This is a genomic window from Shouchella oshimensis (assembly GCF_002019765.1).
In the GTDB taxonomy this organism is placed as follows: Bacteria; Bacillota; Bacilli; order Bacillales; family Bacillaceae_D; genus Shouchella; species Shouchella oshimensis.
The window spans coordinates 3,645,836-3,668,868 of record NZ_KV917380.1 but is presented as its reverse complement, the minus strand read 5'-3'; the positions used below and the strand labels follow the sequence as shown (position 1 = coordinate 3,668,868).

Here is a 23,033-nt window from a genome sequence, read left to right as displayed (position 1 = left end):
ATTCGTTACGATTAACCCAATACAGTAGGTAATAAAACAAGTAAATTAGAGGATTCAATCTACGGAATCTTGGGTAGCAAAAAAGGGGAGGGTGTTAAAAGTGGATTTGTTTATGAATATGAGTTTGCTGCTTCCTATTGGAATAGCTGTTCTAGGTTGGATACTCGTGGTTCTTTTTCGACGTCAGCCAACAAAAATTGTTTGGATCGGTATAAGTAAGCTGGTTATAGCCTTTCTGCTATTCGTATTGTTTATTTTAGGTGAGGAAGCACAAGCAAATGAAACGGGACTTGGCATGACCGGCGCTCGTTTTTTAATCGTTCTTTTACCGAGTGCCATTATGATCCTCGTGCTTGCTTTTACACAGCAATATAAAGTCAAACGATCAGCGAATAATAAAAACGAGCTCCGATGACATAAGGGAAAGGTGTGGGAAGTATGTTGGATAAAGATGAGATAGAAATGGTCGAACGAGAGTTGGCTTTTCTTGAACGTCTAAAAAAAGAAAGATGCCAACCTTCTTGTATGTTCATTCCTACAATTAATGAAGAGATAAGGGAAGTAAGGCGTGCAGTAAATTTGTCGAAAAAGAGGTGATACACTAGATGAATCAGCATCAAAGCGAGGTGCTTGTCAAACTGGTGAACGCATTTCAGTCAAAAGAAGTGTCATTTGGAATTGGTGGCTCGACACTTCTATTTCATCACGCTATCGCGAAAGAAGTAAATGATCTTGATTTTTTTATTGATTTGGTAGATGTAAAACGTGCTCACGATGTGTTGATTCAATTAGGCGATGAAGAACAAGCCGATTATAAAAAACCATTCCAAACAGAGGTCTACAAATGCTTCAACATAGCAGGTGTCTCACTTGATATAATGGGTGGTTTTGCAATTGAACATGAAGAAGGAGTGTATCGCTTTGCGTTTGACTCGTCAGCAGTCGCCTTTGATAAAGGACACATCCCTTATATGTTACTTGAAGACTGGTACGTTTTTTATCTGTTAATGCCGAATCGTGCACAGAAGGTGTCGATGATAGAGGCTCATTTTCGTGCTAAAGGAATAGAGCAAGTGGACAGGCTTCGACATGCACTCATGCAGCCACTTGCACTTGGAGTGAAACAAAGGATAATAGAATGGCTATAAAAAGGGCGTTTTTCTTTGAGAAGAAGGAAGCGCTCTTTTTTTATAAAAAGATATAACAATTACATAATTAAGAAATTGACAAATCAATTTGAGTAGGCATATACTATCTGTAACCGGTTACACATTAAGGGGTAAAACATGACAACAATTAAAGATGTAGCAAAATATGCGAGAGTTTCTGTAGCTACAGTATCACGTGTACTAAACAATAAAGGTTATGTGAGTAAAGAAGCTGAAACAGCAGTACAGAAAGCGATAAAGGATCTTAACTATCGACCAAGTGCAGTTGCCCGCTCCCTTTACGATAAGAAATCAAGAATGATTGGTTTATTAATCCCTGATATCGCGAATCCCTTTTTTCCTGAGATTGCACGTGGGATTGAAGATGTAGCCTTAAAAGCTGGTTACACTGTCGTATTATGCAATACGGATAGCCAACTAAAAAAAGAAAAACATTACTTAAATACATTAGAACGGAAATATGTAGATGGAATCATCGTTGCCACTGGTGTTGGAGGCTATGAGCATTACAAAGCGTTAAATGTACCAATTGTGGCGTTAGACCGTTTCATAAGTGAGCATGTTCCAACTGTAACTGTGGAAAACAAACAAGGCGCAAAACTTGCAACGGAATATTTAATTCAAAAAGGTTGTAGGCATATTGCGCATCTTCGGGGTCAGACTGGTTTAGTGACAGCAGATGAACGATATCAAGGGTTTAAAGAGACTGTTGAGCAGTTTGGAAAGCGACACACCGTTCTTGAAACAGGCTTTAACAGTTATAGAGCAGAAGAGATGGTTCGAGAATTACTAGAGCAACATCCAGATCTTGATGGTATTTTTGCAGCGAGTGATGTAGCTGCAGCAGGGGCGATGAAAGCGGCATATACAATGAAGCGTGTTGTGCCAGACGATTTGCAAATCATTGGGTTTGATGGCATTTCCTTCGGCGAAATGCTGAGTCCTTCTTTAACGACAGTGAAGCAGCCGATTTATCAGATAGGTGAAAAAGCCATTTCTTTATTAATTGATCAAATCGAAAACAGGCCAATAAAAACATTTCAGTATGTGTTTCCACCAATTATGCACATACGTGGAACGACAAAGTGAGGAAAACCATATGCGTAAGCCAAAAGTAACCGTCATTGGAAGTATTAATATGGACATGGTCACGACTACGTCTAAAGTGCCGAATCAAGGGGAAACAATTTTAGGAGAAACCTTTCAAACCGCATTCGGCGGAAAAGGAGCCAATCAGGCTGTCGCGGCGGCACGTTTAGGTGCAGATGTAGCGATGATTGGTCGAGTAGGTGACGATCCGTTTGGTCAGCTTTTGTTAAATGGCCTGGAAAAAGAAGGGGTTCGTATAGACAGTGTGGAACCGGTTACAGATGAAAGTTCAGGTGTAGCAACCATCTTACTTTCTGAAGGGGATAATCGAATCATTGTTACACCAGGAGCGAATCAGCACGTTGACTCCGCTTATATTGAATCATTTCGAAAGCTCATTGTTCAAAGCGATGTGGTCGTCATTCAATTAGAAATCCCGCTTCAATCGGTAGATTACACCGTTAAAATATGTAGTGAGGAAGGGGTACCTGTTATTTTGAATCCAGCACCTGCCCAGACACTTCCGATAGAAACCTATAGACGAGCTTCTTATTTAACACCGAATGAGAGTGAATACAATGAACTCTTTACGACTGTTCATGAGGAGTTGAAACAAAAACTCATTGTCACACAAGGCGCAAATGGTGTGCAGTGGTTTGAGGGGGATGAACGAAAGCGAGTACCAGGTCACACAGCATCCGTAGTGGATACGACAGGAGCTGGCGATACATTTAATGGGGCATTAGCCGTTGCCCTCGCTCGTAAGGAATCTCTAGAAGAGGCGATCACGTTTGCAAATGCTGCAGCTGCTTTGTCTGTTCAAGCTTTTGGAGCTCAAACAGGTATGCCATCAAATGAACAAGTAAAGACATTCTTAACTAACGCTGGAGGGCTTTAGAATGAAAAAGACAGGTATTTTAAATCGAGATATAGCTCGTATTCTTGCGACCCTTGGTCACACGGATCACATTGTCATTGCTGATTGTGGTCTGCCAATTCCTTCTGGAGTAGAGTGCATTGATTTATCGTTACGAAAAGGATTTCCTTCTTTCACGGACGTGCTAGAGGAAGTACTTGAAGATATGGAGGTTGAGGCTATGATAGCAGCTGAGGAAGTAAAAGACCAAAATCATATCTATACAGCCATTGAAAGCAAAGGTATTCCTACTTATTTCTTACCACATCAAGATTTGAAAGTAGAAACAGCAAAAGCGAAAGCTGTCATACGAACAGGTGAAGTAACGCCATTTGCTAACGTTATCTTGCGCGCAGGCGTTTTATTCTAAGGGGGACGAGCCTTTGATTGTTGAAATGAATCAAATCAGCAAGGCATTTAATGGAAATCAAGTGTTAAACGGTGTTTCTTTCACACTCGAAAAAGGTGAGATTCATGCCTTAATGGGTGAAAATGGTGCTGGAAAATCAACGCTGATGAAAATTCTAACAGGCATTTATCCGAGGGATAGCGGAGATATCATGGTAAAAGGAAAAAACGTTTCTTATACTCACCCTAAGGATGCTGAAGAAGATGGGATTACGGTTATTCACCAAGAATTAAATATCTTACCTGAATTAACAGTGGCGGAAAATTTATTTTTAGGTAATGAACAAACGGTTGGGAAAACAGGCTGGCTTAAAACGAAGGAGATGAATCGGCTAGCGGAGCAACAATTGGCTGATTTAGGGTTACGTGTAAAGGCAACGGAACGAGCAGGCAATTTGTCAGTCGGTAAACAACAAATTATCGAGATTGCAAAAGCGCTCATGACGGAAGCAGATGTCATTATTATGGATGAACCAACAGCGGCGTTAACAGACCGAGAAATTGATACGTTGTTTGAGGTCGTTCGAGGCTTACAGAAAAAAGGTGTAACGTTTGTTTATATTTCGCATCGAATGGAGGAAATTTTTGCCCTTTGTCAGCGTATTACGGTTTTAAGAGATGGGAATTACGTTGCCACAAAAGTCATCAAAGAAACCGATTTCGATGAGATTGTTCGTTTAATGGTGGGACGAGAGCTCGGTGGACGTTTTCCAGACTATGATTTACAGCCTGGAGAAGTGAAGCTAGCAGTAAAGGGAATCTCTCGTGAAGGTGAATTTGAGAACGTTACATTTGAAGTACGAGCCGGAGAGATTTTTGGTATAGCAGGATTAATGGGGGCTGGTCGTTCAGAGGTCGTTGAAAGTCTTTTTGGCTATCGGGGAATTGACAGCGGTTCAATGGAATTAGATGGTAGACCAGTTTCATTTAAAAAGCCAATTGATGCGATTGAGAAAGGGATTGGCTTTGTGTCTGAAGACCGAAAGTCAAAAGGGTTAATCGTTGATTTCTCTATACGTGATAACATTAGCCTGACAAATTTGAATGCGGTTTCAACATCGGGAATGATGCAACGTACGAAGGAACAACAACTTTACGAGACGTTGGTGACGAAGCTTGGTGTACGTACGTCAGGACCACATCAGCAGGCGAAATCACTAAGCGGAGGCAATCAGCAGAAAGTGGTAATCGCGAAGTGGCTTGGGATTAAACCAAAAGTACTTATTTTAGACGAGCCAACTCGAGGTGTTGATGTTGGGGCTAAAAAAGAAATTTACACCATTATGAATGAATTAGCAAAACAAGGTGTCGCAATCATTATGGTGTCTTCTGAATTGCCAGAAGTGATTGGGTTAAGTAGCCGTGTTGGTGTCATGTTTGAAGGAAAGATGTTAACCATTTTACACCGAGACCAATTATCAGAAGAAGCCATTATGCATGAAGCCACTGGAGGAGAAAAACATGTTCGACAATAAAAAAGCAAAAGCGCTTGCGGCAACATTAGGGCCGTTTATTGGTTTGTTTTTAATTATTCTTGTTATTAGTATCTTAAATCCAAGCTTTTTATCTACTGCAAATCTCTTAAACGTGTTACGCCAAGTGTCTATAAATGCTTTGATTGCATTTGGTATGACCTTTGTAATTTTAACTGGAGGAATTGATTTATCTGTAGGTGCAATCCTTGCATTTTCCGGAGCGGTAACGGCGACCTTGCTCGCTTCAGGTGTCGATCCAGTTTTAGCCATCCTGGTAGGTTTACTAGTAGGTGCCATTCTCGGTGCTATTAACGGCATTATTATTGCAAAAGGAAAGGTAGCGCCTTTTATTGCAACACTTGCTACAATGACTATTTATCGCGGCGCCACACTTATGTTTACAGATGGTCGTCCAGTTTCTGGTTTAGGAGATTCAACCTTATTTCAAATGATTGGTGGTGGGTACTTTTTTGGTATTCCAATGCCTGCTATTACCATGCTCATTAGTTTTGTTATTCTGTATCTTATTCTGAAGAAAACAACATTCGGTCGCAGAGTTTATGCAGTAGGTGGAAATGAAGAGGCTTCCATTTTGTCAGGAATAAAAGTGGATCGCATAAAAATTTATGTGTACTCATTAACCGGTTTTTTGGCAGCGGTTGCAGGGGTGATATTAACATCTCGTTTAAATTCTGCACAGCCTACAGCAGGGACGATGTATGAACTTGATGCTATTGCCGCTGTTGTGTTAGGTGGTACGAGCTTGACAGGAGGAAGGGGTTGGATTGTTGGTACACTGATTGGTGCGCTCATTATTGGCGTGTTAAATAATGGGCTGAATTTACTTGGTGTTAGTTCGTTTTTCCAACAAGTTGTAAAAGGAAGTGTCATTTTACTCGCAGTCTTACTAGACCGCAGAAAAACAGCTTAATTAAACTAAGGGAGAGATTAGGATGAAAAAAGTAAGTCTAACAATCGCAACAATGGGTTTAGCAGCATTTCTTGGAGCATGTTCAATGGATTCACCAGGATCAGACGATGCGAATAACAGCAATGGCACTGGAGAAGGAGAGGAGAATGGCGAATTCACTGTTGGCTTGTCGATTTCAACTTTAAACAACCCGTTCTTTGTTACATTAGAAGATGGTGCTATTGAGAAGGCGGAAGAGTTAGGTATTCAAATTGAAACAGTAGATGCACAAGATGATAGTTCAAAACAAGTGAATGATGTAGAAGACCTCATTCAGCGTGGTGTTGATTTAATTCTCATTAACCCAACGGATTCTTCTGCGGTAGCAGCTGCTGTTCAATCAGCCAACAATGCTGGTATTCCAGTCATTACAGTTGACCGAGCTGCTGAAGGTGGAGAGGTTGTGACCCACATTGCTTCTGATAACATAGCTGGTGGGGAGATGGCTGGTGACTATTTACTTGAGCTTGTAGGAGAAGGAGCACAAGTAGCTGAACTAGAAGGAATTCCAGGTGCTTCTGCTGCTCGTGAACGAGGAGAAGGGTTCCACAACATTGCCGAAGAATCACTTGATGTGGTCACAAGCCAACCTGCAAACTTTGATCGTGCAGAGGGGTTAACGGTAATGGAAAATATTCTTCAAAGCAACCCGGATATTGTCGGTGTATTTGCTCATAATGATGAAATGGCTTTAGGCGCATTAGAAGCGATTTCAGCAGCTGGCCGAGATGATATTGTTGTTGTTGGATTTGATGCAACCGATGATGCAGTTGCCTCTGTGGAAACGGGTGGACTTGCAGGTACCATTGCTCAACAGCCAATCCGAATTGGTGAAGAAGCTGTACAAGCGGCGTACTCTGTATTAAATGAGGAAGCAATTGACGAGTTTATCCCGGTAGAGCTCGAGTTAATACGTCAATAAAATGAATGGATACCCCTTTAACGAAAGGTTAGAGGGGTATTTTTTACAAAAAAAGCGCTACAATCAGAAGTCTAGCATGAGACAACTGATGTAGCGCGTCGCTTTATGAACGATGTTCACGATAGGCAATGGAATACTGATCGGCAGCGATCATAGCATCAACAACATCATCAACGCTAGGGACACTTGGCATATTATGGCTGCTTTCTCCTTCTTGAAGTGCGGTTTCAGCTACTTTCTTTAACTGCTCGCGATCAATGTCTTCAATGTGAAGGTCTTTAAATGTCGTAGGCAATTCTAGTTGTTGAAGAAGAGAGATATAGCGATTCACTTCTTCTTTATCACGAGCTTCATAAGCGAGCTGCGTTAATATGCCAAAAGCAACTTTTTCGCCATGACTCTTTTTATGAATGTCGCCATCTAATACGGTAAAGCCATTGTGAACAGCGTGGGCAAGGGCTAGTCCAGCACTTTCAAAGCCAAGTCCACTTAGCAACGTATTAGCTTCCACAATTTGCTCAAGGGCATACGAAACCACTTGGCGTTTGTTTGACTCGTAAGCGAGTAAACCATATTCAAACAAGGTTTGCTCACACTTCTCAGCAATCGCTTTACCGGCAATCGTTGCTTGTCCGCCTGCCATTGTCGTACCTCTTGCTTCTAAGCTCGCTCTTGCTTCTACCCAAGTAGCTAAGGCATCTGCAATGCCGGCAGCAAGGAAATGAGGCGGTGCTGCTGCAATGATCGCCGTGTCGAGCAACACAAGGTCTGGGTTTTTGTTATAGAAACGATAACGTTCGAAAACACCCTCATCTGAATAAATAACAGAAAGAGCACTGGTTGGTGCGTCAGTGGATGCCGTTGTCGGAATGACTGCACAGGCAGCACCTTCTAAAGAATCACGAACACCTTTTGCTGTATCGAGGGTTTTTCCGCCCCCGACTCCTACAATAATATCGATGTTATTACGACTTGCTTCCTTGCTAATACGTTCAATTTCTTTCGCAGAAGCTTCACCCTCGAACGTCACTTCTGTAACAGCTAAATCATGTTCTTTAAGGCTCCCTAAAACGCGATTACCTGCAATTTCCCATACGTTTTTGTCTGCAATGATCATTGCTTTCTTTCCAAGCTGAGAAATATATTCTCCTGCTTTATCTAGAGTATGACGACCTTGAACATACTTACTAGGGCTGATAAATATTTTTTCACTCATGTTCTTTCACTCCTATTAATGTAGCTTTTAATGCTAAGATTCCCCGACAATCAGAGAAGTAAACAAGGAAAATGATCGAAAAAACATTAATGAGTCAAACGTTTTTTAGAGTAAGCATGTAAGGAAACGTTTTTGTTCCCGATTAGCTTAGATGAAAAGGGATTAGGAGAACAAACAATAAGCGAAAAAAAGCTGTTTTAAATCGTTGAAAGAAGTCCGCTCTCCTTGCTGTTTTGATGATTTATGTTTTGTAAAGTAAAGGAGTTTTGTTCTGCTGGTAGTAGTAAGCGCATTAGCTGAGGTTGGTTAGTAATACTAGAATCAAGCCATGCTTGGCGGTTTCCTTCTTTTAATAACACTGGCGCGCGATGGAATGGTAAACCTTTTGTACGAGTCGTAATAATCGTGCAAGAGTAAATGGTTTGGTTTAATTCTAGGTTTTTCCACGTATCCCATAGGCCTGCAAAAGCCATGACTTCGTTGTGATGAAGTTCAACTTTGTAAGGTTGCTTTGTGCCATTTTTTGTTTGTCGCCACTTATAAAAGCAACTAGCAGGGATAATGCAACGATTTTCTGGGAGTAAGAATTTAAAACTCCTTTTTAATTCAATTGTTTCAGCCCGAGCATAAGCCATTTTGTTCCCGACTCCTTCGTGCCTTGCCCAATAAGGGATGAGCCCCCAACGCATGTAGGATGCCTGTTGTTCTTTATTGTCTGAGATTGTCAAGATTTTTTGGGAAGGGGAAACGTGGCATGGTTGACTAATGGAAGGGAAGGGTCGTTCAAATACCGTCTCTAACGCCTCAATGGAATGATAAAGAGCAAAATGGTTATACATAATTCACCTCTACAATAGGGTGCTCTTAGTTTTTCCATGTATGCTTCTTTTAAACAAAAAACGCGCAGGAATAGATACTATTCCCTACGCGCATACGTCCTTCTATTGAACGGCATTTTCAACATTCAGTAAGCCACTACCAAAGCGGAACGAATCGCCAAGATCATTGGCTGTATCGTTTAAATGGCCTCGTATTTGTTCGTTTGTCCAGCTTGGATTTTTTTGCTTAACGAGTGCTGCGGCACCTGCAACATGTGGAGCAGCCATAGATGTTCCGCTTAAGCTGTCATAACCTCCACCTGGGTACGTACTTTCTACACCAACGCCAGGTGCGACTAAATCGAGTCCCTCTCCATACTGTGAGAAGCTAGCGAGACTATCCGACTCATCGGTAGCGCCAACAGCCATTGCATGATCATAACGAGCTGGATATCCTAATGAACTTGTCCCAGAATTCCCTGCTGCTGCTACTACAAGCACACCGCTATCTGTGGCATCATTAACCGCTTGCTCTAATGTCTGACTAGGAGAGGGGCTTCCTAAACTTAGATTGGCTACATCAATATTGTTTTCTGCTGTCCACTCTAACCCTTGCGCAATCGAACTAATCGATCCTGATCCAGAAGCACTTAAGACTTTTACTGCAAAAAGATCAACGTCTGGCGCAACACCCAATACCCCTTGATCATTATCTAACGCTGCAATCGTACCTGCTACATGAGTACCGTGTCCATTTCCATCATCTGACCCACTTTCGCCTGGTACAAAACTAACGCCACCTTGTATATTTAAGTCAGAGTGTGGATCAATTCCTGTATCAAGGACTGCTACACTTACACCACTGCCTGTAAATCCTGAGGCCTGTGCAGCTGGCGTGCCAATTCTTTCGATTCCCCATGGAATGCTTTGTGCCATCGTTGTCACTTCTTGATCCTCTTCAATATAGGAAATACTCTCTTCATTTTTGAGTTCAGCCATCTCTTCTTCTGTCATTTCTACTGCAAGAACAGGAATCTCCTTAAATTCGTACGTTACATCAATCGCATCATCTGCTTGTGTGCGAATCTCTTCTGCTAAATTTGTTGTAAATTGCTCCACTTCCTGAGGTTCATCAAAGCCAATTAAATAAGATTTTTTTTCCTCTGCTGCTTCTGAAATGGATGGTGTTCCTATTAAAGCAATGGTTGCGACTGCTGTTCCTGCAATTAATACGTGTGTTCTTTTCTTCATTCGGTAACGCCTCCTATTCAAAATGGGTTGTCCATTACGATAGCACGCAATGAACCTCCTTTTTATTGGGAAACATGAATCGATAAAAAGGTATTTATTGAATAAGGAGGAAAGGATAATTAAGAAGAATGAACTAAATAAGCCGTCATATAAGTCTTTTTATATTGGGAAAGTGATTAATAAATCGTTTCACGATGAATCGATAAAAGGTAGATAAACATACATACTTCTTAAAGTTTTAAACAACTTTTCTAAATGATGAAATTTATGGAAATAACGTAAGTGTATATCACCATACTTGTTACAAAGATGAAAGGTTTTTTGGTGTACATACGGGATTTTTGTCATTATTGTCATCGTTGTTTAACGGTTGATACACCATTGTCATCTCTGTTGTTGTGATAAAATGACATGTATTTAGTTGAAGGAGGATCATAATGGCGACAATTGATACATTTAAAGAACTAGATATTCGTGTAGGCACCATTGTTCATGCAGAGTTTTTTGCAGAAGCAAGAAAGCCCGCTATTAAATTGAAAGTAGACTTAGGGGATGTAGGTGTAAAAGCATCCTCTGCACAACTAACGAAGCGATATGAAGCAGCGGATCTAATAGGAAAGCAGGTATTGGCGGTGGTGAATTTTCCATCAATGAACATCGCAGGTTTTACATCAGAAATCCTTGTGCTCGGAGCCGTTCCGAATAAGGAAGATGTAGTGCTTATTCAACCGGAAGTCACGGTTGCAAATGGAACAAGAGTAGGGTAACGGCTTTTAAATGAAACCTACACAAAATCACTTAAAGTTTGTGGATAACATAGACCGCAAATAGTAATGTTATCCACATTTAAACGTATACATCCACATGAATATGTGGAAAACACTAGATTTATCCACAAAACAGAAAGTATTTCTGTGAATATTGTATTTAAGTGATATTAAGTGTTTTTTAATTTACTTAAATATCATTACAAAAAAACGGTTAATCACTTATAATAGAAGAAGAGGGACCTTGTTCCTTTTGTCTCAAGCCTGAGGAGAGTGGCTCTCATCAGCACTCTTCGGGTGATTGAGCATGGTGAATTTGCGACAGGGCGCTTTTTTTTATACTATAAAAGGGAATCGTTCGCTCACGCGTGCGAAATACTTGTGTTGGTTGAGGTACATGGACATCATGTTAAGAGTACTTAAAAAGGAGCAATTTGACGAATTGTATCAGCTGTTTTTGGAAAGCTTTCCTGTGGATGAGTTTAGACCTTATGAAGCACAGTTAGCGCTAGTAGATCAGGAAAACTATCGCGTATATGTCTTTGAACAGGAGCAAACCATTGCTGCTTTTTTTGCAATCTGGGAAGCAGATGAGTTTGTTTTCTTAGAGCATTTTGCAGTTAGAGAGCGCTATCGAAATGGTGGCTTAGGAGGAACGTTGCTACAGGAATTACTGAAAATGGTTCAGAAGCGAGTCTTTATTGAAGTAGAGCCGCCAGATGATGAATTAAAGCAGCGGCGGGTGGCTTTTTATGAGCGGAATGGGTTTCATTTCAGTTCCTATGGGTACATTCAACCGGCGTTAGCGGATGGCCGTAAGCCTATACCGTTAAATGTTATGGCTTACCCAGGAGAGATGGATGAGAATCAATTTTATTTATTTAAAAATTGGATTTTCACAGAGGTTTATGGAAATAGCAAATAGAAGCTATATGAAACGATGACCACGATTCTTTTAAAGAGGAGTGGTTTTTTTATGTAAACATTAGTGTGATTCAATTATGCGTAACGTTCTGTCATCGCAAGAAATCACTCGCTTTGTTTCTATTAGTTTCGACTGGATGTACAACTGTTGTTTTGATAATGTTCGTATATCTTTACGTTTTGAGTCGACTTCGTATTTCGGTATCTCAGTAAAGTGAATATTCTTTTTGTCCATAAGAATCGCTCCTTTAACTATAGATAGTTGTCATACTTCTGTCTAATCATGAATAAAGTGCTGTCATTGTATCAATCTTAGGGGCAATATACAAGAACCTCTCTGACTTTACATGATTTCCAATAAAGATCCGTTGTTTATGTAATGTTCTTTCATCACTCTAGGAAAATGGAAACATTATCCTCTAGTATAGAGAATGTACGTTCGTATATACTACTAACAACTGGAGGAATCGTCATGAAAAAACAACCATGTGAAAAAGATCTATTCGATATAGAGATTGCTAAGGAAACAGAAGATTCAATTGTGCTAACTGTAAGAACTTTTTTATTCACAAAAATGGTGAAGGAAATCCTTCATAAACAACTATGCCGTTTAGAGGAAAATGAGAACCTCGTTCAACGATCTTCATACTATAGCTGGCTTCGACGCATAATGAATGTCATTAGTAAAGATTTGTATGAAATAAAACGCTATTTAAAAACAGAGGGGGTTCAAGTCAGTGAGGAACCCGTTGAAGTGACAAGAAGCTACATGAATTGGCTCTATTGGCATAAAGGAAGAATGGCCTATACTGGTGGGACACCTTCACGCTTAAAACAGTGTTTGAAGGAACGGCTTGGTCACTATACTCAGCTAGAAAGAGAGATCAGTAAAGGTGGATAACGAGTCGCGCTGTCCTTTCGACGAAGCTTTAAGCACCACACTGGAAGCACTCAATGAGGATGAACTATGGCAAGAGATATTCATCGTTCAAAAAAAGAAAGAAGAACAACAGATTAACAAAAAAAGACAATAGCTTTACCGTTATGTCCGTGCTATAATGACAAACATCCTTTGTATAAATACAGAATGGTTGAGGGAGAGAGAGAATGAAGTTAATTTTGCGTTTGTTAATAGGGATTGCTGTAGGAATTATCATTGGACTTGTTGCAAATGAATGGACTGCTCGACTTATGGTGACGATCAGTGATATTATTGGCAGCTTTATTTTCTTTATGGTCCCGCTTATTATTATCTTTTTTATTGCTGCTGGGATTGCGAACCTCGGTAAAGGGGGAGGGAAATTACTTGGGTCTACAATTGGCATTGCTTATTTATCAACAATTTTAGCTGGAGCCTTTGCAGTGTCTGTAGCGATGTTCGTATTTCCCCTAATTGGGCTTTCAGGATCAGAAGCGGTAGCGCCAGAAGGGTTAAGTGGATTTATTGAATTTGAAATTGAGCCGATCGCTGGAGTGTTAACGGCTTTAGTTCTGGCGTTTGTTTTAGGAGTAGGTATCGCAGCTACTGAAGCTACTTCTTTTAAACGCGTCATTGATGAAGGGCAAAGCATGGTTGAAATGATTATTCGAAAAACCATTATCCCGTTACTACCATTTTATATTGCGGGTGTTTTAGCAGAGATGGCGTACGAGGGAGCAGTCTTTGAAACACTTGGAGTGTTTGGAGTTGTACTTGCTCTTGCTGTCAGTATGCATTTGATTTGGTTAGTTATTCAATACACAGTTGCTGGAATTGTAAATAAAGAAAATCCCTTTCGATTAATGAAAAACATGGTTCCCGCTTACGTTACAGCGCTTGGGACAATGAGTAGTGCAGCGACTATTCCTGTAACTGTTAACGCAGTGAAGAAAAATCGAATTAAAGACTCAATTGCTGATTTTGTAGTACCGCTATGCGCCAATATTCATTTATCAGGGAGCACGATCACGATACTAACAGCTGCTACAGCTGTAATGTACATGATGCCAGGTCTTGAGTTCCCTGGGTTTGTTGGAATGATTCCAGTTATTCTTATGCTAGGTATTATTATGATTGCCGCACCTGGTGTACCAGGTGGAGCTGTAATGGCGGCCGTTGGTATTCTTTCTTCCATGTTAGGATTTAATGAAGCTGCTGTTGCGCTAATGATTGCTTTGTATCTTGCACAGGATAGTTTTGGGACAGCGACAAATGTAACAGGTGATGGCGCTATTGCCCTTATTGTGAATGGAAAAGAACAGAATCATTCTGATAGGAATGCAGCATAGAATATGTCGTACTGTAGTAGACCAAGATGGGAAAGAGCCCTCTTGGTTTTTTTGTCTATACGGAATGTATGTTCTGTGATAATGTATACATAAAAAGGATGAGCGCCCCATGCATTATGAGCAAGCATTAGAACGTTACATAAAGGCAACAAACACACATTGTTTTAGTGAAGTAGAAAAAGTGTTACATTCTGAAGCTGTTTTTTGGTTTACGAATCGAAGTTGCGTTACTCGAAAAGACATACAAGCGTTCTTTGAGTCAGCGTGGGAACAGATTAAAGAAGAAGTGTATGGAGCAACAGTGAAGTGGATGATGACAACGGAACAAGCTGCGTTATGCACCTATACGTATACCTATCAAGGCTATCAAGATGGGACATTTGTATCAGGAAAAGGACGAGCAACAAATGCATTTGTTTTGGAAAAGGGGGAGTGGAAGCTGATTCACGAGCACTTGAGTGCAGTGCCCCAAGTAGCGGGGGATAAAAAGTGAAGACTGGATTGCTTCATCATATAGAGCTATACGTTACAGACCTGCCTAAGAGTGTGACTTTTTGGGGCTGGTTGTTAGAAGAATTAGGATATGAAGCTTTTCAAGAATGGGAACAAGGGAAGAGTTGGAAGCTAGGAGAGGCATACATCGTTTTTGTTCAGGTTGAAGAGAAATACCGCCATACGCCCTATCATCGAAAACAGGTCGGTTTAAATCATCTAGCCTTTCATGCAGCATCAAAAGCACATGTAGATGACATGACTAATCGTTTAAGAGCTAGGCAAGTGCCTATACTCTATGAAACGAAACATCCATTTTCAGGAGGGCGTGACCATTACGCTGTGTACTTTGAAGATCCAGATCGAATAAAGGTAGAGCTAGTGGCTCCGAAAACCGAGTAATTACCTATATAAAAAAAGGAGCATTAGAGAGCTCCTTTTTATTGTTGTGTAGCTCGATAAATAGATGCCACTAGATTCATCATCCATCGAGGCACTTTACTTGGAAAGTACGCTCTATGATAGTGTTTGTAATAGCCTGCCTTTAAATCATTCCACTGATAGCAAGGTTTTGTTTGGGAAAAGCGGGCAATATCGATAATATGAACACGATTCTCTTTTGTCACAAGTAAATTGTGGAGATGAATATCGGACGGATTCAGCCCTTGCCTCTTCGCATAAGAAAGAGCTTGATCGACTTGATGTACATAATCAGGGAGAATGGGAATGCCTTCTTCTAGACATTGAAAAAATGTTCGTCCATCAATATAGTCAATGACAAGATAATTTGAACCACTCTCATAAAGTGTTGGATAATAAGAGCTCTCTTTTACCTTCCTATAATTGTGTTGTTCCTGTTCTGCGATGGTTTCGTATGGCGGATAAAATACCTTTAGTACAAGAGGTTCTTCCTTTAGTTTAAAGGCTGTAGCGCTTCTTCCAATTCCGCAAATGGTTAAGTCTGGATGATGGGCCTTTACATGATACTTCGACTTATTTTTTTGGAAGACAATCGTTTTGGCATATGTTTCATATAAGGTAATGGAACTTGGCATCATCCTTACTTTAACCCTTTTCGTTTTTTAAGTTCTTTTTTTACAAGTGGAACAATGTGCTTTTGAGCTTGTTTTATTCCTTGCCGTACCGCTTGTGATTTTAGAAGCTTCATCAATTTACCCATATGGTATTCTCCTTTAATGGTGGCGGCAAAGGGTAACAAAAAAGACCTTTGCCCACCAGAATGGACAAAGGTCTCGCAAGCAACAATAACGTTGCCAGTAGTGCCGAGGATTTCTCCTGTAATGACGACAGCTACTATTATGCTACTCCCCTTTGGGATTTCGTTTTCGATATTTTCACCAAGTATAGCTTCCTGTTCTAAGGTTTTCAACGATATCCACAACTTCTCATCATTTCTCGTCAGTAAATAGAAACATAGCCGAAATCATCCACACATTCTTTAAAAAATATTTACATAACAAAAAAGGGAGGTACGTGCGAAGAGCTGGAAAAAAGCAACTGACGTAAAAAGGCATGCTAGAATAAACCTACAAAGAATGGAGGGAAGCTTATATGCGTTCACGCTACATCTATGGTGCAACCATTTTAGGAGCCGCTTGTTGGGGCTTAATCGGTCTTTTCATTGCTCCCTTATATAAGGCAGGATTTACATCGTGGGATGTTGTGACGATACGAGTTGTGTGTACGTTTGTTCTCTTAAGCGGTATAATGATGACCTTTTATCGAGAGCAACTAAAGGCTCATTGGAAAGATCACTTCTTCTTTGCGTCTGCTGGTATCATTAGTATCGTGTTTTTTAATTATTTCTATTTTGATGTGTTTTCTAAATCAAGTCTATCCGTTGCCGTAACATTGCTTTATACAGGGCCAGTATTTGTTACACTTTTATCGCGTCTCTTTTTTAAGGAACCATTGACGTTGCGTAAATTAATGGCTCTTGGATTAGCTGTACTCGGTTGTGCGTTCGTAGTTGGTTTCTTTCCAGTTGGTCAACAAGACGTTTCGCTACATCTATTAGGGTTTGGCTTATTGTCTGGTTTTTTTTATGCGCTGTTTAGTATTGTGACAAAGCCTGTTACTAGAAAATATTCCGTTATGACAATAACAACATACGTGTTTTTTTACGCAAGTGTATGTATGGTGTTGAGTAGCAATACCATTCAAAAAGGGTCCTTATTTTTAAATGTGGAAGTGTTAATGAGCGCCTTCTTACTAGCGTTGATCTCAACAGTAGCTGGTTATGTTTTCTATACCATTGGCTTGAAGCATTTAGAAGCAAGTAGAGCATCCATTCTAGCAACGGTAGAACCTCTTGTAGCGGTTATGACGGGTCTGTTCTTTTTAGGAGAAGAGTTAACGTTTTGGCAAATCGTTGGGATACTCTTTGTGCTTTATGCGGCTGTTTTAGTCGTAGAACGAAAGAGGAAGCCTAAAAGTGCGCGGGGTTCAATAAGAAACAAACATGCTTAATGACTCTATGTGAAACGAAGGCGTAAGGCATTTATAAATTAGCGAAACCTATTCACATTACCAATACGGTAGTGTGTTTTTTTATGTCCTCATTCGAAAAAAGCAGTTTCTGCATAAGTACGGTCTTTTTTGTGAAAATTAACGGTACTAAGGAAGGGAACTGTTTATGAAAACGTTAACTGAAATCGAATCTTTCTTTCGGCAAGAGCTTCATCATTCAAGCGATGTGGTAAGACGACCGATGACGATTCAAGGCGAGCAAGGAATCCTTATTTATTTAGATACAATGGTAGATGAAAAGTGGTTAGAGCAAGTTTTGTATCAATCATTTATGCAAAAAGAGGCGCTTTCTCTTTCAGCTATAGAAAGTCAAGTGAACGTATCTATGGAAAGGCTGCATTCAGCAGAAGCGTGCTTGCCTCTATGTTGGACTGGTCACGCCATTCTTGTATTTGGCTCTTCATCCTTTCAATTTCTTGCGCTGAAGACACCAACTACACAGAACCGATCCATTGAAGAGCCCATTAATGATCGTGCTTTACGAGGTTCCCATGATGGATTTATTGAAGACTTGACGACCAATTTAAGCTTAATTCGTAAAACCGCACGAATCGAAGACCTTGTTATTCAAACCCAGGTGGTTGGTCAATCGGTAAAAAAAGAAGTCGCAATGGTTTACATTGAAGGAAGAGCGGATCCAACGATTGTGAAAGACATCAAAAAGAAGCTAAGCAATATAAAGCAAGATATGATTAGCTCGCCAGGAACGCTAAATGAACGATTGCAAGGAGCAAAGAAAACGTTTTTCCCGCAGATTCTGTATACAGAGCGTCCTGATTCAACGGTTGGGAATCTGGCAGAGGGTAGAATTGTCTTATTAATTGAAGGAAACCCGACAGCATTAATTTTGCCTGTATCGTTTTTTAGTTTTATGCAGTCTGTTGATGATTACAATGTCCATTTTGTTTTAGGAAGTTTTTTAAGGCTAGTAAGAATGATTGCTTTACTGATCTCGATTTTGCTTCCTTCTTTGTATATTTCTCTTGTGGCATTTCACTTTGAAATTATTCCACAACCATTAATCATATCGGTGAAAAGTTCACTACAGAACATTCCGTATCCTCCCCTTGTGGAGGCGTTAATTATGGAGTTTACTATTGAATTGATTCGTGAAGCAGGATTACGGCTTCCTGCCCCAATTGGTCAAACCATTGGAATTGTTGGAGGGTTAGTTATTGGTGAAGCCGTGGTTAATGCAGGGTTAGTATCAAATATCATGATTATCGTAGTGGCTGTTACAGCTATATCCTCCTTTGTTATTCCGAGCCCAGAGATGAGTTCAGTCATAAGATTATCACGTTTTCCGCTTATGATTTCGGCAGCGACATTTGGGTTAATTGGGGTGGTCTTAACATTTTTTGCCATTTTAATGCATTTAATTAAACTGGAATCTTTTGGTACTCCTTATTTAACCCCCATTGCGCCTTTTAATAGAAAAGGGCTTAAGGATGCCATTATGCGCTTCCCAGTTTGGCTTATTCAACGTCACACGGATACGGCTTCAAGCCATCCCTTAAACGGAGATCAAAAAAAATAAGAAAGGACTTTCACTATGGAGCAAGCCCCAATACTAGGAAAGACACAACTCTATTGGTTTTTTATGCACGCTCAAATTGGTGTTGGTCTTTTTTCACTACCAAATCATATTTATCAGTTTGCGAAGACAGACGGATGGCTTTCCTTATTACTTGCAAGTGTCATTGTTCAAATAGTTCTTTATTGCTTGTATATCATACACAAACGGTATCCACATGATTCGCTTTTTAAAGTTTGTGAAAAAGTTTGTGGGAAATGGATAGGGAAGTTTATTGTTCTGTTATTCATCGTCTACTTTATCTTAATAGCAGGACTCGTCTTAAAAGGATTTACGCAGCTTATAGCAATCTGGATTTTAAACAAAACCCCTGAACCTGTTTTTATGTTTCTCTTTTTGTTAGCTTGTGTACCGATGTTATTTTCAACACTTAAATCCATTGGCCGTATGCTCGTTCTGACAGCACCAATTGTCCTCACCATTCCAGTTATGGTCGGGTATGCGTTTATTTATGGGGATTATTTAAATCTATTGCCGCTAGGAGTAGCTGATTTCTCAGCAATTTTAAAGGGTGTACTTGCTTCCATGTTCTCGATAAACGGCTTTATTGTGGTGGCGGTTGTTTTCCCCCATGTGAAAGGAACGCCAAAGGAGAAGTTTAAAATAGTATCGGCTGCCCATTGGACGGTAGCACTTATCTATACGATTGTATTGCTCACTTCATTTCTCACTTTTAGTCATGGGGAAATGAAACTTCTACCTGAGCCTTATTTGTATATGATTAAATCGTTCTCGCTAACCATTATTGAAAGACTAGATTTAATTTTTCTTTCCTTTTGGTCTATTAGTATTATTACAACGTACGTCATCTTTGTTTACTGCGGTACAATCGGGGTGATGGATTTGCTGCAAACAACGCGTTATCGACTTATTGCCATCACGCTTCTCATCATGACCTTTACCATTGAATTTTTGCCTACTTCTATTAACGAATTTAGCCAAATGGTCACGTACATTAATAAGCCAAGTGCATATTTAACTTTTTTGCTCCCTGTCTTATTAGTACTTTTATCAAGTGTGAGAAAAAAGGAGCGGCCATTATGAAAAAACAAATACTATTAATGATAACGCTATGTTTATTGACCGGGTGCTGGGATGAGCGACTTGTGAAAGACATTAATCTCATTTATTCACAGGCGCTGGATAAGACAGATGAAGGCTTAATTGAAACAACCATCGTCACAATTGGTGGCGCACCAAATGAAAGTGGAGCACAAGTGAGCACGCAAAAGCCAGCTATCATCTCTGCGGTTGGAAACACACCTCGTGATAGTCGAATGAATCTAGATCGAAAGGTATCTGGGGAATTGTATGCCTCCAAGAACCGGGTGACACTTTTAAGTCAAGAGCTTGCCGAGGATAATATTTATTCGTTGCTTGATGTCCATTTCCGATCACCTATTTCAACAACGAATGCACGCTTAGCTGTAGTAGAGGGTGATGCAAAGAGGGCATTGCATGTGAAAGTGGCCGAAACGCCACTAATTAGTAATTATTTAGGGGATTTGCTGTTAGGGTTAGAGGAAGTGGAGTCAATTCCAAAAGCATCGATGGAAGACGTGCTTAGCTCCCTGTTTGATAAGGGAACAGACTTTGTCTTACCCCTAATGCATGTTATTGACCATGAGAATGTTGCATTAGATGGAGTAGCGTTATTTGATAACGACCATATGAGCGGAAGTATAAATGCTGACCAAACATTGCGGTTATTGCTCATGGATATAGACAGGAGGGTACCACGACGTTTTAATACACGTGTAACAGACAATGAAGAAAGGCGAATCAATAATTACGTAACGATTGATGTTGAAGAAAAAAATAGAACACTAAAAATAAAAAAAGAGGCTCCTAAACAATTCTCTGCTCACATTAATCTTGATTTACTATTAAATGTAGTGGAGTACCCAAAAGATACACTGTATATTGAGAAAAACGTTATAAAATTAAACGAAGAAATACAAAAACAGTTACAATTCGAGTGCGAAGAAGTACTACGAATTATTCAAGAAGCAAACTGCGATTATTATGGGATTGGCAAGCATATCCGTGCACATCACTATAAAGATTGGGAAGCGATGAATTGGGAGGAAGACTATGCCAACATCCCACTCACTGTCTCGGTTCAGACAAAAGTCGTTTACCATGGTATTATCAATTAATTCACGGTTTCCTCGCGTCAAGTAGTAAAGAAACGAATTGGAGTGTCCCGCTTTCATTGCGATGGTCAAATTGCTTAGAACGATAGATCATCCCATCTTCTTTGTGCCAGTCGTTCTGGTGAAACTGACCCTTCTCATCATGGTATTCTAACAATGAAATGCGAAAGCCAGCTGTTTCAAAAAGTGAAGAAAGTGTATGATAGGTGTGGACGACTTTATGGCTACTAGCAGGATGATCTAAGGGGCCGGGTCCACCTATTTGTACAGCAGTCTGGTATGCTTCATTAGGGAAATAGCGGTCAGGTACGGCACAACGAACATACCCTCCTGGTTTTAAAAATTCATAACAAAGAGCGGCGGCTTGAATTCCTTCTTCAATGGTAAGGTGTTCCCAGACGTGTTCTGCTAAAATAATAGAAAGGCTCGATGGCTCAAAGTGAGTCAGCCAATCATCTCGTTTTATCAGATTTAGCTCATCTTTTTGTAGATGAAGCCACCCGGGGTTATTATGATACTCACCAGCACCAACAACAATCTTTGTTTTTTGGTTTCTTGTCATATGGGGATCTCTTCCTTCCAACGTCTTTGTCCTGTTTCTTCTATAAAAGGATGAATGAATCCTGCTAGATGTTTTGATCGTCTGTAGAACGGTTATGGAAATAGTATAGACGAGAAAAGGGAGATGATGAAAACATGTCAACAGTACTCGCAGGTATTCAACTTCTACCGAACCTTAAAGAAGACCATACTGGAGGAATGATTGATCATTCGCTACAGTTGGTCGAAAAATCTGGTCTTAGATATGAAGTAGGGCCACTGGAAACGGTTGTTGAAGGAGATTTAGATTCGGTTATGAGCCTAATTCAATCAATCCAAGAAGAAGCCATTCAAACAGGGGCCGATGAACTATTGTCTCACGTAAAGATCCATTATCGTAAAGATGGGGTTTCGTTTGAAGATAAAAAATAAACGTTCGTTATACGCGCATGCCAACAGGAATGCGCGTATTTTTTCAAAGGAAGTGTGTAGAGGTGGATAAGCATACGGTTTTATTAATCGTTGATTTAATTAATCCTTTTGACTTTAAGGATGCTGAGAAGCTCTATGATGCGTCTTATACATGTGCACAACAAGTTGCCAAATTAAAGAATACCATGCAAGAAAAAGGTTATCCTGTTATCTATGTAAATGACAATTATGGGCACTGGAAATCTGAATTCACCCAACTGTATCATTACATTGTTGAAAATGAACTTCCTGGCTCGCCGATTGCAACATTATTAAAGCCGAGTGAGCATGAATATTCTGTTCTTAAGCCTCAATTTTCCGGTTTCTTTGCTACACCTTTAGATATGCTTTTAAAAAGAATGGAAGCCAAAACGCTTATTATAACAGGTGTTGTCGGAAACATGTGTATTGAATTCACTGCGAATGATGCGTATATGCTCGGTTATCATTTAATTATTCCTAGAGACGGTTTTGCATCCTTTACAGAACAGGAATATCAACAATCGTTAACTCATTTTGAGGAGATTCTTAAAGCAGATACACGGTCCATTGAGGAACTAATGTCCTAGAAGAGTCTAAGTAATTTTTATCATCATGACTTAGCACAAAAACATACTAAGATTAGTGGGTAAGATCATCGACGGATGAATCTTACCCACTATTTTTCGTTTAGGCGTATAGTGAGAGGTGAAAGAAAGCTCGACCTAAGCCTCAAGGATCTAGAATCCGTATTAAAAACCGAGCTTCTTCACTTTCATTACTGAATCAGGTTTAAGTATGTTGGGGCCATTGAGCTCGTGTAGAGGAAATTAGAATCGGAATGATTAAGTGAAGACCTTTCAATGCTAAATGAAAAGAGGAACAATGATGGAGTTTGTAGTCGCTTTAGATGTATCAATGGGGAAAAGTTACTCGGTCATTTATCAAGACCAAAGATGTTTGTACGAAGAAGAAATTGCTCATAATCAACTAGGATTTCAACAGCTATTCGATCACATTCAGACCCTTCCAGGTAGTGTGACCGTTGTCTTTGAAGC

27 protein-coding genes are annotated in these 23,033 nt (G+C 40.0%); 20 read left to right on the top strand and 7 right to left on the bottom strand.

The window, feature by feature from the left end; genetic code table 11:
• Positions 1–100: 100 nt before the first annotated feature.
• The 8 genes from BK583_RS18410 (at position 101) to rbsB (ending at position 6,949) form a co-directional block, all read left to right on the top strand.
• A complete protein-coding gene (locus BK583_RS18410; protein ID WP_055737169.1) occupies positions 101–415 on the top strand; it encodes a hypothetical protein in 315 nt (104 codons plus the stop codon).
• Between the two features lie 190 nt (positions 416–605).
• Positions 606–1,148, top strand: a complete 543-nt coding sequence (locus BK583_RS18405; protein WP_055737170.1) for a hypothetical protein — start codon at positions 606–608, stop codon at positions 1,146–1,148.
• A 138-nt stretch (positions 1,149–1,286) separates the two neighbouring features.
• Positions 1,287–2,258: a LacI family DNA-binding transcriptional regulator gene (locus BK583_RS18400; RefSeq protein WP_038476561.1), complete on the top strand. Its 972-nt coding sequence runs from the start codon at positions 1,287–1,289 to the stop codon at positions 2,256–2,258.
• Positions 2,259–2,268: 10 nt separating this feature from the next.
• Entirely contained in the window at positions 2,269–3,156 is an 888-nt protein-coding gene (gene rbsK / locus BK583_RS18395) for a ribokinase (RefSeq protein ID WP_055737171.1), read from the top strand.
• A gap of 1 nt (position 3,157) precedes the next feature.
• Complete coding sequence (gene rbsD, locus BK583_RS18390; protein ID WP_038476567.1) at positions 3,158–3,544, top strand: D-ribose pyranase; 387 nt, start codon at positions 3,158–3,160, stop codon at positions 3,542–3,544.
• Positions 3,545–3,557: 13 nt separating this feature from the next.
• The gene (locus BK583_RS18385) at positions 3,558–5,057 is read left to right on the top strand and encodes a sugar ABC transporter ATP-binding protein (protein WP_055737172.1); all 1,500 of its coding nucleotides are present in this window, start codon (positions 3,558–3,560) and stop codon (positions 5,055–5,057) included.
• Positions 5,020–5,988: an ABC transporter permease subunit gene (locus BK583_RS18380; protein WP_371836659.1), complete on the top strand. Its 969-nt coding sequence runs from the start codon at positions 5,020–5,022 to the stop codon at positions 5,986–5,988. Before BK583_RS18385 ends, BK583_RS18380 begins: the two co-directional genes overlap by 38 nt.
• Positions 5,989–6,010: 22 nt before the next feature.
• On the top strand, positions 6,011–6,949 hold the full coding sequence (gene rbsB / locus BK583_RS18375) for a ribose ABC transporter substrate-binding protein RbsB (RefSeq protein ID WP_038476576.1): 939 nt from the start codon (positions 6,011–6,013) through the stop codon (positions 6,947–6,949).
• A gap of 103 nt (positions 6,950–7,052) precedes the next feature.
• On the opposite strand, the gene BK583_RS18370 is transcribed toward rbsB, so the two are convergent.
• From BK583_RS18370 to BK583_RS18360, 3 genes are all read right to left on the bottom strand, one after another.
• Entirely contained in the window at positions 7,053–8,165 is a 1,113-nt protein-coding gene (locus BK583_RS18370) for a glycerol dehydrogenase (RefSeq protein ID WP_055737173.1), read from the bottom strand.
• 197 nt (positions 8,166–8,362) lie between these two features.
• Entirely contained in the window at positions 8,363–9,004 is a 642-nt protein-coding gene (locus BK583_RS18365; RefSeq protein WP_055737174.1) for an SOS response-associated peptidase, read from the bottom strand.
• A 102-nt stretch (positions 9,005–9,106) separates the two neighbouring features.
• Positions 9,107–10,234 carry a S8 family peptidase gene (locus BK583_RS18360; protein ID WP_038476582.1) on the bottom strand — a complete coding sequence of 376 codons (1,128 nt, stop codon included), beginning with the start codon at positions 10,232–10,234 and terminating at the stop codon, positions 9,107–9,109.
• 437 nt (positions 10,235–10,671) lie between these two features.
• Here BK583_RS18360 and BK583_RS18355 point away from each other — a divergent pair, with 437 nt between their 5' ends.
• Both BK583_RS18355 and BK583_RS18350 read left to right on the top strand, forming a co-directional pair.
• Positions 10,672–11,001 carry a tRNA-binding protein gene (locus BK583_RS18355; protein WP_055737175.1) on the top strand — a complete coding sequence of 110 codons (330 nt, stop codon included), beginning with the start codon at positions 10,672–10,674 and terminating at the stop codon, positions 10,999–11,001.
• Positions 11,002–11,398: 397 nt separating this feature from the next.
• Complete coding sequence (locus BK583_RS18350; protein WP_160319309.1) at positions 11,399–11,926, top strand: GNAT family N-acetyltransferase; 528 nt, start codon at positions 11,399–11,401, stop codon at positions 11,924–11,926.
• A gap of 60 nt (positions 11,927–11,986) precedes the next feature.
• Here the strand turns inward: BK583_RS18350 and BK583_RS20930 are convergent, their stop codons facing one another.
• The gene (locus BK583_RS20930; RefSeq protein WP_160319310.1) at positions 11,987–12,160 is read right to left on the bottom strand and encodes a hypothetical protein; all 174 of its coding nucleotides are present in this window, start codon (positions 12,158–12,160) and stop codon (positions 11,987–11,989) included.
• A gap of 237 nt (positions 12,161–12,397) precedes the next feature.
• On the opposite strand from BK583_RS20930, the gene BK583_RS18345 reads away from it, so the two are divergent.
• The 4 genes from BK583_RS18345 (at position 12,398) to BK583_RS18330 (ending at position 15,087) form a co-directional block, all read left to right on the top strand.
• Entirely contained in the window at positions 12,398–12,826 is a 429-nt protein-coding gene (locus BK583_RS18345) for a YhjD family protein (RefSeq protein WP_055737176.1), read from the top strand.
• A 206-nt stretch (positions 12,827–13,032) separates the two neighbouring features.
• A complete protein-coding gene (locus BK583_RS18340; RefSeq protein WP_055737177.1) occupies positions 13,033–14,193 on the top strand; it encodes a dicarboxylate/amino acid:cation symporter in 1,161 nt (386 codons plus the stop codon).
• 109 nt (positions 14,194–14,302) lie between these two features.
• Positions 14,303–14,686, top strand: a complete 384-nt coding sequence (locus BK583_RS18335; protein WP_078440255.1) for a YybH family protein — start codon at positions 14,303–14,305, stop codon at positions 14,684–14,686.
• Positions 14,683–15,087, top strand: coding sequence for a VOC family protein (locus tag BK583_RS18330; protein WP_055737179.1), 405 nt, complete (start codon positions 14,683–14,685; stop codon positions 15,085–15,087). Before BK583_RS18335 ends, BK583_RS18330 begins: the two co-directional genes overlap by 4 nt.
• Positions 15,088–15,125: 38 nt before the next feature.
• Here the strand turns inward: BK583_RS18330 and BK583_RS18325 are convergent, their stop codons facing one another.
• Positions 15,126–15,743 carry a protein kinase family protein gene (locus BK583_RS18325; RefSeq protein WP_124741270.1) on the bottom strand — a complete coding sequence of 206 codons (618 nt, stop codon included), beginning with the start codon at positions 15,741–15,743 and terminating at the stop codon, positions 15,126–15,128.
• Between the two features lie 2 nt (positions 15,744–15,745).
• Entirely contained in the window at positions 15,746–16,075 is a 330-nt protein-coding gene (locus BK583_RS18320; RefSeq protein WP_038476601.1) for a hypothetical protein, read from the bottom strand.
• 182 nt (positions 16,076–16,257) lie between these two features.
• On the opposite strand from BK583_RS18320, the gene BK583_RS18315 reads away from it, so the two are divergent.
• The 4 genes from BK583_RS18315 (at position 16,258) to BK583_RS18300 (ending at position 20,988) form a co-directional block, all read left to right on the top strand.
• On the top strand, positions 16,258–17,175 hold the full coding sequence (locus BK583_RS18315) for a DMT family transporter (protein WP_055737180.1): 918 nt from the start codon (positions 16,258–16,260) through the stop codon (positions 17,173–17,175).
• A 166-nt stretch (positions 17,176–17,341) separates the two neighbouring features.
• Positions 17,342–18,772 (top strand): spore germination protein, encoded by a 1,431-nt coding sequence (locus tag BK583_RS18310; protein ID WP_055737181.1) that lies wholly within the window; start codon positions 17,342–17,344, stop codon positions 18,770–18,772.
• A gap of 15 nt (positions 18,773–18,787) precedes the next feature.
• Positions 18,788–19,873 (top strand): GerAB/ArcD/ProY family transporter, encoded by a 1,086-nt coding sequence (locus BK583_RS18305; protein WP_055737182.1) that lies wholly within the window; start codon positions 18,788–18,790, stop codon positions 19,871–19,873.
• Entirely contained in the window at positions 19,870–20,988 is a 1,119-nt protein-coding gene (locus BK583_RS18300) for a Ger(x)C family spore germination protein (protein ID WP_055737183.1), read from the top strand. The genes BK583_RS18305 and BK583_RS18300 overlap by 4 nt, the downstream gene beginning before the upstream one ends.
• 1 nt (position 20,989) lies before the next feature.
• On the opposite strand, the gene BK583_RS18295 is transcribed toward BK583_RS18300, so the two are convergent.
• Positions 20,990–21,547, bottom strand: coding sequence for a class I SAM-dependent methyltransferase (locus BK583_RS18295; protein WP_055737184.1), 558 nt, complete (start codon positions 21,545–21,547; stop codon positions 20,990–20,992).
• 134 nt (positions 21,548–21,681) lie between these two features.
• Between BK583_RS18295 and BK583_RS18290 the strand changes: the two genes are divergently transcribed.
• Positions 21,682–21,957 carry a thiamine-binding protein gene (locus tag BK583_RS18290; RefSeq protein ID WP_055737185.1) on the top strand — a complete coding sequence of 92 codons (276 nt, stop codon included), beginning with the start codon at positions 21,682–21,684 and terminating at the stop codon, positions 21,955–21,957.
• Between the two features lie 62 nt (positions 21,958–22,019).
• A complete protein-coding gene (locus tag BK583_RS18285; protein WP_236702453.1) occupies positions 22,020–22,565 on the top strand; it encodes a cysteine hydrolase family protein in 546 nt (181 codons plus the stop codon).
• The last annotated feature ends 468 nt before the right edge of the window (positions 22,566–23,033 follow it).